This is a genomic window from Micromonospora sp. BQ11, assembly GCF_052068135.1.
GTDB lineage: Bacteria > Actinomycetota > Actinomycetes > Mycobacteriales > Micromonosporaceae > Micromonospora.
This window is the reverse complement of record NZ_JBQHDB010000018.1, coordinates 31,340-45,622: the sequence shown is the minus strand read 5'-3', so window position 1 is coordinate 45,622 and position 14,283 is coordinate 31,340. Positions and strand designations below refer to the sequence as shown.

The following is a 14,283-nucleotide window of genomic DNA, read 5'->3' as shown; positions in this document are numbered from 1 at the left end:
GCTCGCTGCGCTCGCTCACGCTGACTCCTCCTCGCGCGGCGCGGGGCCCAGGCCGGGCACCGTGGGCGGGTCGTCCGGAACGGCCTGGGCCGGCACCGAACCCGGCTGCGCGTCCGTCGGCACCACGGCCCGGACGTCCTCGGCCGGCGTCAGCCCGGCAACCGGTGCCGGGTTGACGCAGCGGTAGCTGCGACCGTCGTGGGTGAGCACCAGGGCCGGCGGCTCGCCCACGCACGCGTCGACCCGCCGCGAGCAGCGGGGGGCGAACGCGCAGCCGTCCGGCCAGGGCAGGACGTCGCGCACCGAGCCGGGGATGGGGTTGAGCCGCTGGCCACGCCCCGCGTCCAGGCGGGGCACCGACCCGAGCAACCCCACGGTGTACGGGTGCCGCGGCTCGCGGAACAGCGGACGACGGCGGGCGGTCTCCACCACCCGGCCGGCGTACAGCACGTTGACGGTGTCGCACATGCCGGCGACCACGCCCAGGTCGTGCGTGATCATCAGCAGCGCCGTGCCGGAGTCCCGGACCAGATCCTTGAGCAGTTCCAGGATCTGCGCCTGGATGGTGACGTCCAGCGCGGTGGTCGGCTCGTCGGCGATCAGCAGCCGCGGCTGGCAGGCCACCGCCATGGCGATCAGGGCGCGCTGCCGCATGCCACCGGAGAGCTGGTGCGGGTACTCCTTGAGCCGCCGCTTCGGGTCGGGGATGCCGACCCGGTCCAGCAGCGCGGCAGCCTCCTTCTCCGCCGCCGCGCCCTTCATGCCCCGGTGCCGCGCGAGCACCTCGGTCACCTGGAGCCCGATCGGGATCACCGGGTTCAGCGAGGACAGCGGGTCCTGGAAGATCATCGCGATGTCCCGGCCCCGGATGTCACGGCGGGACCGGTCGTCCAACTGGAGCAGGTCGGTGCCGTCGAAGACGGCCTTGCCACCGACCCGCAGGCCCGGCTGCTTGGGCAGCAGGCCCATGATGGCCAGCGAGGTGACGCTCTTGCCGCAGCCGGACTCGCCGACCAGACCGACGACCTCACCGGCGTCGACGGAGAAGGAGACCTCGTCCACCGCGTGCACGGTGCGCTGACCGCGCCGGGCGAAGGTGACGGAGAGGTCGTCCACTTCGAGCAGTGCCATGGGGATGCCTACTTCCGCAGCTTCGGGTCGAGGGCCTCGCGCATCGCCTCACCGAGCAGGGTGAACCCGAGCGCGGTGATGATGATGGCCACCGCCGGCAGGATCGCCAGCCGGGGTGCGGAGTCGAGGTACGGCTGCGCGTCGGCCAGCATGACGCCCCACTCGGGGATGGAGGCGTCGTTGTTGCCGAGTCCCAGGAAGGACAGCGCCGCGGCCTCGATGATCGCGGTGGCCAGGGTGAGCGTGGCCTGGACGATGACCGGGGCGAGCGAGTTCGGCACCACGTGGGAGAGGGCGATCTTCGGCTTCTTCACGCCCAGCGAGGTCGCCGCGAGCACGTAGTCGCTGTTCGACTGGGAGATCATCGAGCCGCGCAGCAGCCGGGCGAAGACCGGCACCGACACCACACCCACCGCGATCATGACCGTGGTCAGACCGGCGCCGAGGATGGCCGCGATGCTGATCGCCAGCAGCAGGCTCGGCATGGCCAGCAGCATGTCGACGAAGCGCATGAGGACGTTGTCGACCGCCCGGCCCCAACGGCCGCCCAGGCCGGCGGCCGCACCGGCGACGCCACCGATCAGCGACCCGACGGCGAGGCCGATCAGGGTGGCGACGACGCCGACCAGCAGGGTCTGCCGGGCGCCGACGATCATGCGGCTGAACTCGTCGCGGCCGAGCTGGTCGGTGCCGAACCAGTTCTCCGACCGCGGGCCGGGGAAGTCGCCGAGACGGACCTCCCCCTTCCAGAGCTGGGCGTCCGGCGCGTGGGGCACCAGGAACGGCCCGATCAGGGCCACCAGGACGAAGAGCGCCAGGACGACGGCGCCGACGATCGCGGCCGGGTTGCGGCGCAACCGGCGGAACGCCTCCTGCCAGAGGCTGACGCCGCGCTCGTCGTCCCGCGCGGCCAGCTCGGCGAGCCGGTCGATCTTTTCCTTCTTCTTGCCGGAGGTGATCGTCATCGGACCCTCACCCTCGGGTCGATCAGGCTGTAGGAGAGGTCGACCAGGAGGTTCACCAGCACGTACACCACCGCGATGATCAGGATGAAGCCCATCAGCACCGGGTAGTCGCGCTGGCCGATGGCCTCGGCGACGAACGCTCCGATGCCACTGAAGGCGAAGACGGTCTCGGTCAACACGGCGCCGGAGAGCAGGCCGCCGGTGAGCAGTCCGATCGAGGTGACCACCGGCAGCAGGGAGTTGCGCAGCACGTGGCGGCCGCGGACGGTCCGCTCGGTCAGGCCCTTGGCCTCGGCGGTCCGCACGAAGTCCTCGTTGAGCACCTCCAGGACGCTGGCCCGGGTGATCCGCACGATGATCGCCAGCGGGATGCTGGCGAGCGCGACGGCCGGCAGCACCAGGTGCCAGATCGCGTCGGCGGCGGCGTCCCACTCCCGCGTCATGAGTCCGTCGAGGACGAAGAAGTTGGTGACCCGCGTCGCCCCGATCGTCGGGTCCTGCCGCCCACTGGAGGGGAACCAGCCCAGGTTCTCGGCGAAGACCGCCTTGAGCAGGTACGCCAGGAAGAAGACCGGGATGCAGATCCCGATCAGCGACCCGCCCACCGACAGATGGTCCAGCATCCGGCCGCGACGCCGGGCGGCCAGGTAGCCCAGCGGGATGCCGAGCCCGATCGCGATCAGCATCGCCGCGATGGACAGCTCCACCGTGCCCGGGAAGCGCTCCAGGAACTCGGTGACCACCGACCGCTTGGTCGAGGTGGACGTGCCGAGGTCGAACCGGATCAGCCGGCGGACGAAGCGGCCGTACTGCACCAGGATCGGCTCGTCCAGGCCCATGCTGCGGCGGATGGCGGCCCGCATCTCGGGCGTGCCGCGCTCGCCGAGGATCGCGGTCTCGGGACCGCCGGGTAGCCGGCGGAGCCAGATGAAGAGCAGGAGGGAGAGCCCGAACAGCGTCGGTATCAGCTGGAGCAGGCGTCTGACGATGAACCGGAACACGGTGGCCTCGAAGGGGGTACGGAGGCCCGCGGGCGGGCGCTGTGGTTCACAGCGCCCGCCCGCGGTCCTTGTGCGTCAGGTCAGGACTTGAACTCGGCGGTGGCGTACCGCTCGTCGGTGAGCGGGCTCGCCTTGATCCCGGTCACGTCCTTGCCGAACACGATCGCCGGCGGCGAGTGCGACACCGGCACACCCGGCAGGAAGTCCATGATCGCCTTGTTCAGCGCCTTGTACTTCTCGACCCGGGCCGCCGCGTCGGCGGTGCTGTCGGCGTCCTTGAACTGGGCGAAGAGCGCGGGGTTGTTGTAGCCCCACTCGTCCTTCTGCCGGTCGAAGAAGGTGCCGATGAAGTTGTACGCGTCGCCGTAGTCACCCGTCCAGCCCAGGAAGTGCAGGTCGTGCTTGTCGCCGGAGGTGGTGGCGTTCAGGTAGTCCGGGCTCCACTTCAGCGGGATCGGCTGAACGGTGATGCCGACCGCCTTGAGGTCCGCCGACAGCAGCTCGAAGATGTCCTTCGGGTTCGGCATGTACGGGCGGGTGACCTCGGTCGGGTAGTGGAACCGCAGCGTCAGGTTCGACGCGCCGGCCTCGGCCAGCAGCTGCTTGGCCTTCTCCGGGTTGTAGTCGTACTTGGTGACGTCGCCGTTCCAGCCCTCGACGGTGTCCGGCATGAAGTTCACCGCGACCTTGGCGCCCGGGGGCAGCTTCGAGTCGACCAGGGCCTGACGGTTGAGCGCGTGGGCGATCGCCTGCCGGACCTTGATGTCGGCCAGCTTCGGGTTGCCCTTCTGGTTCATCGCCACGTAGAGGACGTTGAACGCCGGACGGGTGAGGACGTTGAAGCCCTCCGTCTTCAGCGGCTCGACGTCGGCCGGGCCAACCAGGTCGTACCCCTGGATGTCACCGGAGCGCAGCGCCTGCTTGCGCGCGTTCTCGTCGGAGATGGTCTTGAAGATGAGGGTCTTCAGCTTGGCCTTGGCGCCCGCGTAGTCCTCGTTGCGCTCCAGGGTGAGCGTCTTGTTGGCGACGTCCCAGGACTTGAACTTGAACGGGCCGGTACCGGTCGGGTGCGCCGTGGCGTACTCGGGGTACTTGATGTCCTCGGCGGTGCCACCGACGTTGCTGGCGTCGTACTGCTCCAGGGCCTTCGGGCTGTGGATGGAGAACGACGGCAGCATCAGGGCCGACGGGATCTTGCTGGAGACCCGGTTGAACGCCAGGTCGACGGTGGTCGCGTCCTTGGCGGTGCAGGACTTGAAGAGGCTCGGCGGCAGCTCCGGGTCCTCGTTCTTGGCGAAGCCGCCCATGATGTCCTGCCAGTACGGGGTCACGTCCGGGCTCTGCATGAGGCCCTTGGAGTTGTACCAGCGGTTGAAGTTGACGCAGACGGCCTCGGCGTTGAAGTCCGCGCCGTCGTGGAACTTCACGCCCGAGCGGAGCTTGAAGGTCCAGGTGGTGCCGGCGGCGTCGGGCGTCCAGGACTCGGCCAGGCCGGGCGTGACCTTGGTGCCACCCTCCTCGGGGCGGACCAGGGTCTCGAAGACCTGGCGCGCCACGCGCAGCGACTCACCGTCGCTGGCGAAGCTCGGGTCGAGCACCTTCGGGTCTCCGGCTACGCCGAAGACGAGGGTGTCCTTCTTGCTGCCGCCGGAAGAATCATCGCGGTTGCTCTCGGCGCAGCCTGCTACCGCGAGGGCCGCGACCGCAACGGCCGCGAGAGCGGCCTTCGGCCTGGTTGCACGCATGGTGCTTCACCTCGTCCTTAGGGGTACGGACAACGTGGTGACAGGGGTCACCGATGGCGGTGACCATAGCTCCCGCGCCGACGCTGCGGAAACCGCCGGACGGACGGTTGGTATCGGATCGTGTCTTTGAGGAGCCGTGACCTACGAATCGAAGGCAGAACCGGCCGTACGCCGAACGATCTCGATCCGCGATGCCAAACTGTTACGTCGAGCGCGGCGCTTTGGGCACCAGGTGTCAGACGGCCCGGCCAGCTCGGCGGGCGATCAGACCGCCCGGCGGCCCTCGAAGGCGCGGCCGAGCGTGATCTCGTCGGCGTACTCCAGGTCGCCGCCGACCGGCAGGCCGCTGGCCAGCCGGGTCACCGCGATCCCCATCGGCTTGACCATCAGCGCCAGGTAGGTGGCGGTCGCCTCGCCCTCGGTGTTCGGATCGGTGGCCAGGATCAGCTCCCGCACGACACCCGTACTCAGGCGGGTCATCAGCTCACGGATGCGCAGGTTGTCCGGCCCGATGCCCTCCAGCGGATTGATCGCGCCGCCGAGCACGTGGTAGCGACCGCGGAACTCGCCGGTCCGCTCGATCGCCACCACGTCCTTGGGTTCCTCGACCACACACAGCACCTCGTCGGTGCGGCGCGGGTCACGGCAGATCCGGCACTGGTCGGACTCGGCCACGTTGTAGCAGCTCGTGCAGAACCGGACCAGCTCCTTGACCTTGCGCAGCGCACCGGCCAACCGGTTGACGTCGGCCGGGTCCGCGGACAGCACGTGGAAGGCGATCCGCTGGGCGCTCTTCGGGCCCACGCCCGGCAGGCGGCCCAGCTCGTCGATCAGGTCCTGGATGGCACCCTCGTACATCTGGTGGCTCAGAAACCGGGCAGGCCGAGGCCGCCCATGCCACCGGAGACCGGGCCCATCTTCTGCTCGGTCAGCTCCCGCGCCGCCTCGGAGGCGTTGTGCACGGCCGCGACGACCAGGTCCTCCAGCGTCTCCACGTCCTCCGGGTCGACGGCCTTCGGGTCGATCCGGATGGACTTCAGCTCACCGGTGCCGGCGACCGTCGCGGTCACCAGGCCCCCGCCGGCGGTGCCGGTCAGCTCCGCCTCGGCCAGCTCGGCCTGCGCCTTGGCGATCTGCTGCTGCATCTTCTGCGCCTGCTTCAGCATCTGCTGCATGTTCGGCTGTCCACCTGGGCGCACGGATGGCTCCTTCTCGCACTCGTCTGCTGGGCCGCCGCCCAGCCTAACCGCTGTGACCGGACTCGCCCCGCCCGGTGCTTCCGCACCGCCGGTCGTCGCCGGATGATCGACGGATCGACCGGAGGAGGCCCGGAATGTCCGTCGAACAGGCCGTCGCCGTACTGGAGAAGCAGGCCCGGTCCTGCGCGGACATGGACGCGGGCCTCTATCACGACCTGCTGGTCCGCGCCGCGGACGACATCCGGGCCGGCGGGCCGTACGCCAGCGTCATCGAGGGGTACGACGAGCTGCCCCTCGACGCCGCCGTGCCGCTCCGGATCCTCGGCGGCGTGCACGCCCTGGTGCTCACCGGACAGGCCCCCGACCTGGCCCGCTACTACCCGTCCGTCGGTGGCGCCTACACGCCGGCGGACGCGGACGGCGCCTGGGCCGCCCTCCGGGAACTCCTCGCCGACCGGCGGGACGACGTCCGGGCGTGGCTGCCCCGGCCCCCGCAGACCAACGAGGTCGGGCGCGCCAACCTGCTGCTCGCCGGGCTGCTGCACGCCGTGGCCGGGACCGGCGACCGGCCGGTACGCCTGGTCGAGCTGGGCGCGAGCGCCGGGCTCAACCTGCGCGCCGACCGCTTCCGAATGGAGGCGGACGACTTCGCCTGGGGCCCGGCCGACTCGCCGGTCCGGCTGCCGGACGCCTGGCGGACCGGCGTGCCCGACTGGCTGCGGGAGGCCGCCGGGACGCACCCGGAGCTGACCGTGGTGGAGCGGGTCGGCTGCGACGTCACTCCGCTCGACCCGGGCAGCCCGGAGGGGGAACTGGCACTGCGGGCGTACGTCTGGCCGGAGCACACCGCGCGGACCGGGCGGCTGGCCGGCGCGCTGGAGCTGGCCCGCGACGTACCGGCCCGGGTGGAGGCGGTGGGCGCGGCGGACTTCCTGGCCGGCATCGCGCCGCGCCCCGGGACGCTGACCGTGGTGTGGCACTCGGTGATGCGGCAGTACGTGCCGGCCGACGAGTGGGCCCGGGTCACCGCCGAACTCGACCGTCTGGCCTCGGCGGCGACCGCCGACGCGCCGGTGGCCCACCTGCTGTTCGAGCCGTACCCGGACCAGGGGCCGGACCACTTCCAGCTCCGCGCCCGGCTCGGCGACGCCGACGAGCGGCTGCTCGCCACGGCGCACCCGCACGGTCTGCCCGCCCGAGCCATCTGACCGGCGGCTCAGCTCAGCGGGCGTCCACCTCGTCGATCTTCTCGGCGCCGAACGCCTCCCGCAGCAACTGCACCGCCTGCTCCTCACTGGACTGGCGCGCCGTCCGCTCGTCGATCACCTCGTCGAGTGGCTCGTCGCCCGGGTCGAAGCCCTCGTAGGCGGGCGTCACCGGCGGGGCACCGCCCGGGCGTCCACCGCCGCCGCGCACCGGGCCGTCGTAGTCCGGGTCGTACGGGGGTTCGCCCGCCCACTCGGCGTCCGCGGTCTTCCGGTCCGCCTGCGTGGTACGCGGACCCTTCGCCGCCCCGGTCCCCGCCGCGGCGGCGGCCGCGCGGGCCGCCGCGATGGCGCTGCTCACCGGGGCGGCCGGCGGCGCGGCCGGTGGTGTCACAGACGGGCCCGCCGGCTTCGGTACGGCCGGCGCGGTCGCCGTCGCGGTGGCGGTCGCCCCGCCGGGACGCGCCGCCTCGGGCCAGTCGGCACCCTCGCCGGCTGCCCCCGGTCCCGGTCCGCCGGGTCGGGCCGCCTCGGGCCAGTCGTCGTCCCCACCGGCGTCGTCGGGTCGGGCCGGCTCCGGCCGGTTCCCGGTGCCACCGCTGGACGGGGCCGGGCGGGTGGCACCGCCGGCCTGGGCCGGGCCGTTGGCACCGGAGGCGGGGCCGACGGCACCGCTGGCCACGCCGCTGAGACCGGCGGGCGGACCGACGTCACCGGCGGGACCAGTGGGCGGACCGGACGGGCCACCGGAGGTGGGCTGGACCGGTGCCGGACGCGCGGGCGCGGCCTGCCGACCCGGGCCCGGCAGGGAGGCACCGCCGCGCTCGCCGGCCACCTCGCAGCGGATCTGCCAACGCCCGCCCAACTCCTCGTAGAGCGCGTCGGTCAGCACCGCGGCGTGGTCGGCCATCATCTTCGCGAGCACCGACGACTTCACCGTCACCACCAGCGTGTCGCCGTCGAGGTCGCGCACCACGGCGTCGCGCATCAGCGCGGCGATCCGCTTGTTGGTCCGGTTGACCTTGCCGACCACCTCGGGCCAGGCCCGGCGCACCGCCACCGCGTCCAGGGCGCCGGGCGCCTCGGCCCCCGGTCGGGGCGGCGCGGGGGTCGCCGGGTCCGGCATGACGGCCGAGGGCGGTACGGCACGACGGGGAGCGCCCGCCGGGCCCGTCGGCGAACCGGTCGACGTGGAGCCGGCCGCGGCCGGTGCGGGGTCGACCCGCGGGGCGGCCGGCGTGGAGGGGCCACCGGCAGCCGCGGCAGCGGGCGTGTCCCTCGTCGACGGGGGTGCCCCGGCGTCGGCACCGGCAGCCGCCGGCGTGCCGGCGGTCCCGGCCGGGATCGCGGCGGCAGCCGCGGGCGGGGCGGAAGGCTGTGGGCGTACCGCCGGGGGGTGGTCGGCGGGTGCGGGCCCGGCGGCGGCCGGCGGCGCGTCGGTGCCGGCGAGGGTGAGCCGGCGTTCCATCCGTTCCAGGCGCTGGAGCAGGCCACCCGTCGAGTCGTCGGCGCCGGGCAGGAGCATCCGGGCGCAGATCAGCTCCAGCAGCAGCCGGGGCGCGGTGGTGCCGCGCATCTCGACCAGGCCGTCGTGCACGATGTCGGCGCAGCGGGACAGGGTGCCCGGCCCCAGGCGCTGGGCCTGGGCGGCCATCCGCTCGATCTGGTCGGCCGGCCCGTCGATCAGCCCCTTGGCGGCGGCGTCCGGCACCTGCTGGAGCACGATCAGGTCGCGCAGCCGCTCCAGCAGGTCCGAGGCGAAGCGGCGGGCGTCGTGCCCGGCCTCGGCCACCCGGTCGACGGTGGCGTACGCCGCAGCGCCGTCCCCGGCGGCCAGCGCGTCGCACATCTCGTCGATCAGCGCCGAGTCGGTCACGCCGAGCAGCGCGGCGGCCCGGGCGTAGGTGACGCCCTCCGGCCCGGCACCGGCGATGAGCTGGTCGAGCACGGAGAGGCTGTCCCGGGCGCTGCCACCGCCGGCGCGCACCACCAGCGGGAACACCGCCGGCTCGACCTGCACGCCCTCGGCCTGGGTGAGCTGCTCCAGGTACGGGCGGAGGGTCTTCGGCGGGATCAGCCGGAACGGGTAGTGGTGGGTCCGCGACTTGATCGTGCCGAGGACCTTCTCCGGCTCGGTGGTCGCGAAGATGAACTTGACGTACTCCGGCGGCTCCTCGACCAGCTTCAGCAGGGCGTTGAAGCCGGCCGACGAGACCATGTGCGCCTCGTCGATGACGTAGATCTTGAAGCGGCTGTTGGCTGGCGCGAAGAACGCCTTCTCCCGCAGCTCACGGGCGTCGTCCACACCACCGTGACTGGCCGCGTCGATCTCGATGACGTCGATCGAGCCACCGCCGTCGATGGCGAGCGACCGGCACGACCCGCACTGACCGCACGGCTCCGGCGTGGGGCCCTGCTCACAGTTGAGCGAGCGGGCCAGGATCCGGGCGCTGGAGGTCTTGCCGCACCCGCGGGGGCCGGAGAAGAGGTACGCGTGGTTGAGCCGCCCGCTGCGCAATGCCTGCGACAACGGCTCGGTGACGTGCTCCTGCCCGATGACCTCGGCGAAGGTACGCGGCCGGTACTTGCGGTAGAGCGCCAGTGCCACCCGTCCCGCCTCCTCTCGACCGAGCCATTCTGCGCCGGTCCGCCCCGGCCGACCACCCACCCCGCCGCCCCCGGTGCAAGGAAGGGCCCCCGGTTAACGCCTCCGGTAGAGGAAGGGCCCCTTTTTAACACCGAAGCACCGCGTGGGATCCGGACGAAAAGGGTGCCGGAGACAGAAAGGCCTCCCGTGCACCCGGCAGAGCTCGCTTATCCTTGCTGCCTTCCGGCCCTGGGGAGGTTCACGAGGTACCGCCGCACGGGAGGTGGCTCAAGCCTACCCGACCGCACGGTGATCTCCAGGGGGTGGTGGGGTGGGCGCGGCGGCGGGGTCCTGTACCCTGTTCGACGGAGGATTCGCCTAGAGGCCTAGGGCGCACGCTTGGAAAGCGTGTTGGGTTTACACCCTCACGAGTTCGAATCTCGTATCCTCCGCTCTCTCGAGCAGCAAGGGCCGGTCCCGGCGGGGCCGGCCCTTCGTCGTACGCGGAGACGTCGGGCAGCCCCTACGCTGTAGGGGTTCGCCGGGAACCGTCCCGTCCCAGGTGACGTGCACGACACCGAAGCACGATCCCGTCGTACACATGTTCCATCCACAGTCTGTGGACGTCGGGGGCCCGGAATGAGTTACCAGCTCAGCGCAGTGATCGCGGACATCGACCTGCTCCGCGAGGAGACCACCGAGCTGGACCACGCCGTCCTGGGCGGGCTGCGCCAGGACTTCGCCCTGCTGCCCGTGACGCCGCTCCTGGTGGAGGAGCTGACCGGGTCGCCGCCGGACTTCACGGTCGAGGATCCCGGGCCGGCGCACCCGTTCACGCTGGTCCTCTCCCCGGCGTTGACCGAGGTGCTGGTCCGCTGGTCGCGACGGGGCCCGGTGGCGTACGTCGAGGCGGAGTTCTCCGGCGGGGCCGGGCACCAGGCGGCGGCGGTCTGGCTGGGCGGCACGCTGTCGTGGGGGCCGCGCTTCGACGCCGCGTTCGACGGTCCGCGCGACGACTGGCCGATCAACGCGGCGCTCGTCGAGCTGGGCGTCGAGCCTGGCAGGTGGATCGACCCCTTCGCCGAGGTGGGACTGCACGTCGAGCGGAGTACGGAGGGCTGGCTGGCCCACGGGCGTCGCCGGCTGAGCGCCGACTACTGGGACGAGCTGGCCGAGGAGTGGGAAAAGCGGCAATCTCCCGCCGGGCAGCAACCTGAGGGCACCGGTCCCGTTGGGGACTGGGGGATTCCATGAAATTGCGACAATTTGCGTTTATCGCAACACTGCTGACCGCTGCCTGGATCTCGGGCAGCGGTGCGCGTACGCCCGCCCCGCCACGCCCCGGTGAACCCATCGGGACCAGCGAGGTCGTCGACCTGAACGGCCTGCGGAACGTCGAGTTCGGTGACACCGAGGACGAACTGACCCGACGGGGCATCCTGCGGACCGACGTCGACGCGTGCGGGGCAGCGCTCGCCGGCCACGACACGGTGAGCCCGATCTTCGTCGACGACCGGCTCGTGCTGCTCTGGCTGGGCGACACGGTGGGCACGCCCGAGGGCGTCACCACCGGCACCCCGGTGACGGAGGTGCAGGCCCACTATCCGAGTGTCCAGGTACTCGACGCTCCGCAGCCCAGGTACCGGTTCGACGGACTGCTCGCCCGAGAGGGCGACCGGGCGTACCTGTTCCTGCACGACGGAGAGGTGGTCCGCAAGGTCATCGCCGGGTACGCCGACTGGGCCGAGCGTCTGTTCGCCGACGGCCACAGCCCCTGCTGACCGACCCTTCCCCCAGTCCGACCTGGACGAACGCCAGGCCGACCCGGCACGACAAGCCGATTGTCGATGATCGACGGGAGTGAGATCATCGCCCCGCCGCGCAAATCGCGCGTATCTCACGGGGGAGTCGATGTTGAGAACATCCCTGCCCGCCATCCGGCGAACCAGTGCCGGCCGGCGGATCTCGTTCCTTGCCACCGCGCTGGTCGCCACCGCCGTGGCGACAGTCCTGACCGGACCTTCCGCCGCCGCGAGCCCGACACCAGCCACCAGCCCGTCTGCCGCCGGAAGCCCGACATCGGCGATCAGCCGCCCGGCCGAGACGAAGAGGCCGGCCCCCGCGCCCGAGCCGACGGTGGCGGCGGACACACCAACCACCACGTCGGACCGGTCCGGCCCCGCCAAGGGCGGCGGGTCGGACCCGCTCACCTCGAGCAGCTGTGGTGGCAAGCTCGCACTGGGCCGCGTCGCGAGCTGCGCGTCCATCGTCGACGCCCAGCAACACCGGTTCACGGTCACCACGAGCGTCGACTCCGACGTCCTCGTCGGCCGTCTCACCCACCTGTCCGGCGATCTTGTCCAGGCACGGGTCACCGACCGCGCCGGCGGCCAGCTCTGTGTCCTGTCCAGCTACTCCCGCGAGTGCCAGCTCGGCCCGGCCGGCCGGTACACGGTCACCGTGTTCGTCTACCACGGCACCGGCACCGCGAGTTACCTGCTGTCCTTCGAGTCGAGGAAGGCACCCTCGGCCTGCGAGACGCTGTCGGAGGAGTTCTTCTCGTTCGCCTCCCCGGGCCGCAGCGGCACTCTGCCGGCCGGGCTGGCCGCCCGCTGCTTCACCTTCGTCCAGCCGACCGGCGCGGTGCTGCACCTGGCCGACCCGAGCGCCGCCGGCGACGTGCAGGGCAGCGTCGTGGACGCGGCGTACGAGCCGGCGGGGTGCGAGGTCCGGTACACCACCGAGTGCACTCTCACCGGAGCCGGGCCGTACAAGCTGTTCCTGCAGGAGTTCTACGGCAACCAGGCCGAGTACACCCTGAAGCTTCCGCGCATCTCGCGCCCGGTCGGCTGCCCGGCCCTGCCGCTGGTGACCTTCGGTGACCCCGGCTCCGGAGTCGGCAGCGGGACCGTCCCCGCCAACGAGAGCGTCACCTGTCATGGCGTGACCAGCACGGCGGCGGGCCCGGTCCTGGTCCGCCTCAACCGGTCTGCGGACCAGCACCTCAACTGGCGGGTGTACGACACCGACGGGCACCGGGTGTGCGAGGAGTGGTCCGCTGAACGCTCCTGCACCCTGCCGTCGGCGGGCTCGTACCTGCTGATGGCGGAGAACCGGAACTGGGAGCCGGTGGACTACCAGGTCGCGGTCGCGGCCCTCGACGCCACCGAGGGCTGCGCGCCGGCCACCGGCACGGCGTGGAACCAGCCTGCCCTGGTGGTGCACCAGACGTCGCCCGTGCAGACCAACTGCCAACCGTTCACCGGTGCCGCCGGCGACCGGGTGGTCGTGTACCGGGCTCCGCACGCCTGGAACGAGCTCCGCTCCTGGCTGGTCGACGACCGCGGCACCGTGCTCTGCACCGAGTGGTCGGAGGAGGACGGGTGCGTCCTGCCCGCCAACGGAACGTACCGGGTGATCTCATACCTGGCCGACTGGTACGCGGACAGCACGGACCTGACCTATCGGATGCAGGTTCGCCTGCTGAACGACGGGACCGACTGCCCGACGATCACGCCCGGCAGCTACGGCGCGTCGCCCGCGACACCCGGCGGCGTCCGCTGCCGAGTGCTGGACATCCCGGCGGCCGGGGCGTACCGGGTCCGTGCGGTGGATGCGCAGAACGCCGCCCAGTACGCGACCGTCTACGACGCGGCCGGCCTCCGCGCCTGCACCGGCGACTGGTGCGGGTTCACCGCACCGGGGCGCTACACGCTCATCCTGAGCGGCGCCCAGCAGGACACGGTGATCGACAACGACTACGTCTACACCGTCCGGCTGCTGCCGGTCGCACCGTCGAACTGCGTCGCGGTGTCCGACGACGGTCACACGGGCACCTCGTACCAGGGCAGCTTCGACGCGGCCGGCGAGATGGACTGCGTGCGGTTGCCGAGCCCGGCCGGCGCCCGGATCGTCCGCCTGGTCGCGGGCGACGCGACCGGGGCGGCCCGGCCGGAGATCACCGTGGTCGACGCCACCGGAAAGTACGTCTGCGACTACAACTCGCTGTACCAGTACAGCTGCGAGCTGACCGGTACCGCTCCCTTCCACGCCGTGCTCACCAGTCCGAACGGCGCACCGACCGGCGCGTACCGGGTGGCGTTCAGCCGGGTCGACGGGCAGCCGGCCTGCCCTGAGCTGGCCCGCGACGCGACCGGAGCCACGGTCACGACGGGAGCTGACCGCTTCGCGGCCTGCTTCACCGTTCCGGCCGACCAGCACGGCGCCCGGGAGAGCTTCACCTGGCGGCGGACCAACGGCACCGGTGACGCCAGCCTGTCCGTCTTCACCGCGGCCGGTGTCCGGTACTGCGGGCCGACGGGCCAGGCCGTCGAGCGGACGGTGACCTGTTACCTGCCCGAAGGGCCGGTGACGGTGATCCTGGAGACGGACGGCGTCGACGCGACGTACCAGATCACGCACCGGGAACCGATCGGGTAGGAACCGGGCC

Annotated in this window: 11 protein-coding genes, 1 tRNA gene and 1 other RNA gene; 5 read left to right on the top strand and 8 right to left on the bottom strand. The window is 72.0% G+C overall.

What is annotated here, in order from left to right; genetic code table 11:
• Positions 1-15 precede the first annotated feature (15 nt).
• From ACTMSW_RS28365 to ACTMSW_RS28340, 6 genes are all read right to left on the bottom strand, one after another.
• On the bottom strand, positions 16-1,131 hold the full coding sequence (locus tag ACTMSW_RS28365) for an ABC transporter ATP-binding protein (RefSeq protein ID WP_441183784.1): 1,116 nt from the start codon (positions 1,129-1,131) through the stop codon (positions 16-18).
• 8 nt (positions 1,132-1,139) lie between these two features.
• Positions 1,140-2,096, bottom strand: coding sequence for an ABC transporter permease (locus tag ACTMSW_RS28360; protein ID WP_441183783.1), 957 nt, complete (start codon positions 2,094-2,096; stop codon positions 1,140-1,142).
• Positions 2,093-3,097, bottom strand: a complete 1,005-nt coding sequence (locus ACTMSW_RS28355) for an ABC transporter permease (protein ID WP_441183781.1) — start codon at positions 3,095-3,097, stop codon at positions 2,093-2,095. Before ACTMSW_RS28355 ends, ACTMSW_RS28360 begins: the two co-directional genes overlap by 4 nt.
• A gap of 80 nt (positions 3,098-3,177) precedes the next feature.
• The gene (locus tag ACTMSW_RS28350; RefSeq protein ID WP_441183780.1) at positions 3,178-4,842 is read right to left on the bottom strand and encodes an ABC transporter substrate-binding protein; all 1,665 of its coding nucleotides are present in this window, start codon (positions 4,840-4,842) and stop codon (positions 3,178-3,180) included.
• A 264-nt stretch (positions 4,843-5,106) separates the two neighbouring features.
• Entirely contained in the window at positions 5,107-5,700 is a 594-nt protein-coding gene (gene recR / locus ACTMSW_RS28345; protein WP_441183779.1) for a recombination mediator RecR, read from the bottom strand.
• Positions 5,701-5,708: 8 nt separating this feature from the next.
• On the bottom strand, positions 5,709-6,017 hold the full coding sequence (locus tag ACTMSW_RS28340; protein ID WP_357035122.1) for a YbaB/EbfC family nucleoid-associated protein: 309 nt from the start codon (positions 6,015-6,017) through the stop codon (positions 5,709-5,711).
• A gap of 158 nt (positions 6,018-6,175) precedes the next feature.
• Between ACTMSW_RS28340 and ACTMSW_RS28335 the strand changes: the two genes are divergently transcribed.
• A complete protein-coding gene (locus ACTMSW_RS28335; RefSeq protein ID WP_441183778.1) occupies positions 6,176-7,249 on the top strand; it encodes a DUF2332 domain-containing protein in 1,074 nt (357 codons plus the stop codon).
• 13 nt (positions 7,250-7,262) lie between these two features.
• Here the strand turns inward: ACTMSW_RS28335 and ACTMSW_RS28330 are convergent, their stop codons facing one another.
• Both ACTMSW_RS28330 and ffs read right to left on the bottom strand, forming a co-directional pair.
• A complete protein-coding gene (locus tag ACTMSW_RS28330) occupies positions 7,263-9,854 on the bottom strand; it encodes a DNA polymerase III subunit gamma and tau (protein WP_441183777.1) in 2,592 nt (863 codons plus the stop codon).
• Positions 9,855-10,029: 175 nt separating this feature from the next.
• An RNA gene (gene ffs, locus ACTMSW_RS28325) (signal recognition particle sRNA small type) lies at positions 10,030-10,119 on the bottom strand.
• Between the two features lie 81 nt (positions 10,120-10,200).
• Here ffs and ACTMSW_RS28320 point away from each other — a divergent pair.
• The 4 genes from ACTMSW_RS28320 (at position 10,201) to ACTMSW_RS28305 (ending at position 14,273) form a co-directional block, all read left to right on the top strand.
• A tRNA-Ser gene (locus tag ACTMSW_RS28320) sits at positions 10,201-10,285 on the top strand.
• A gap of 187 nt (positions 10,286-10,472) precedes the next feature.
• Entirely contained in the window at positions 10,473-11,087 is a 615-nt protein-coding gene (locus ACTMSW_RS28315; protein WP_441183776.1) for a hypothetical protein, read from the top strand.
• Between the two features lie 32 nt (positions 11,088-11,119).
• Positions 11,120-11,614, top strand: a complete 495-nt coding sequence (locus tag ACTMSW_RS28310) for a hypothetical protein (protein WP_441183887.1) — start codon at positions 11,120-11,122, stop codon at positions 11,612-11,614.
• A 130-nt stretch (positions 11,615-11,744) separates the two neighbouring features.
• Complete coding sequence (locus tag ACTMSW_RS28305; RefSeq protein WP_441183775.1) at positions 11,745-14,273, top strand: hypothetical protein; 2,529 nt, start codon at positions 11,745-11,747, stop codon at positions 14,271-14,273.
• Positions 14,274-14,283: the final 10 nt, after the last annotated feature.

Excerpts from the sequence above, each read along its gene's own strand:
- ACTMSW_RS28340 (WP_357035122.1), bottom strand. The coding sequence starts at position 6,017 with ATGCAGCAGATGCTGAAGCAGGCGCAGAAGATGCAGCAGCAGATCGCC.
- ACTMSW_RS28305 (WP_441183775.1), top strand. The coding sequence starts at position 11,745 with ATGTTGAGAACATCCCTGCCCGCCATCCGGCGAACCAGTGCCGGCCGG.
- recR (WP_441183779.1), bottom strand. The coding sequence starts at position 5,700 with ATGTACGAGGGTGCCATCCAGGACCTGATCGACGAGCTGGGCCGCCTG.
- ACTMSW_RS28365 (WP_441183784.1), bottom strand. The coding sequence starts at position 1,131 with ATGGCACTGCTCGAAGTGGACGACCTCTCCGTCACCTTCGCCCGGCGC.
- ACTMSW_RS28350 (WP_441183780.1), bottom strand. The coding sequence starts at position 4,842 with ATGCGTGCAACCAGGCCGAAGGCCGCTCTCGCGGCCGTTGCGGTCGCG.
- ACTMSW_RS28315 (WP_441183776.1), top strand. The coding sequence starts at position 10,473 with ATGAGTTACCAGCTCAGCGCAGTGATCGCGGACATCGACCTGCTCCGC.
- ACTMSW_RS28335 (WP_441183778.1), top strand. The coding sequence starts at position 6,176 with ATGTCCGTCGAACAGGCCGTCGCCGTACTGGAGAAGCAGGCCCGGTCC.
- ACTMSW_RS28360 (WP_441183783.1), bottom strand. The coding sequence starts at position 2,096 with ATGACGATCACCTCCGGCAAGAAGAAGGAAAAGATCGACCGGCTCGCC.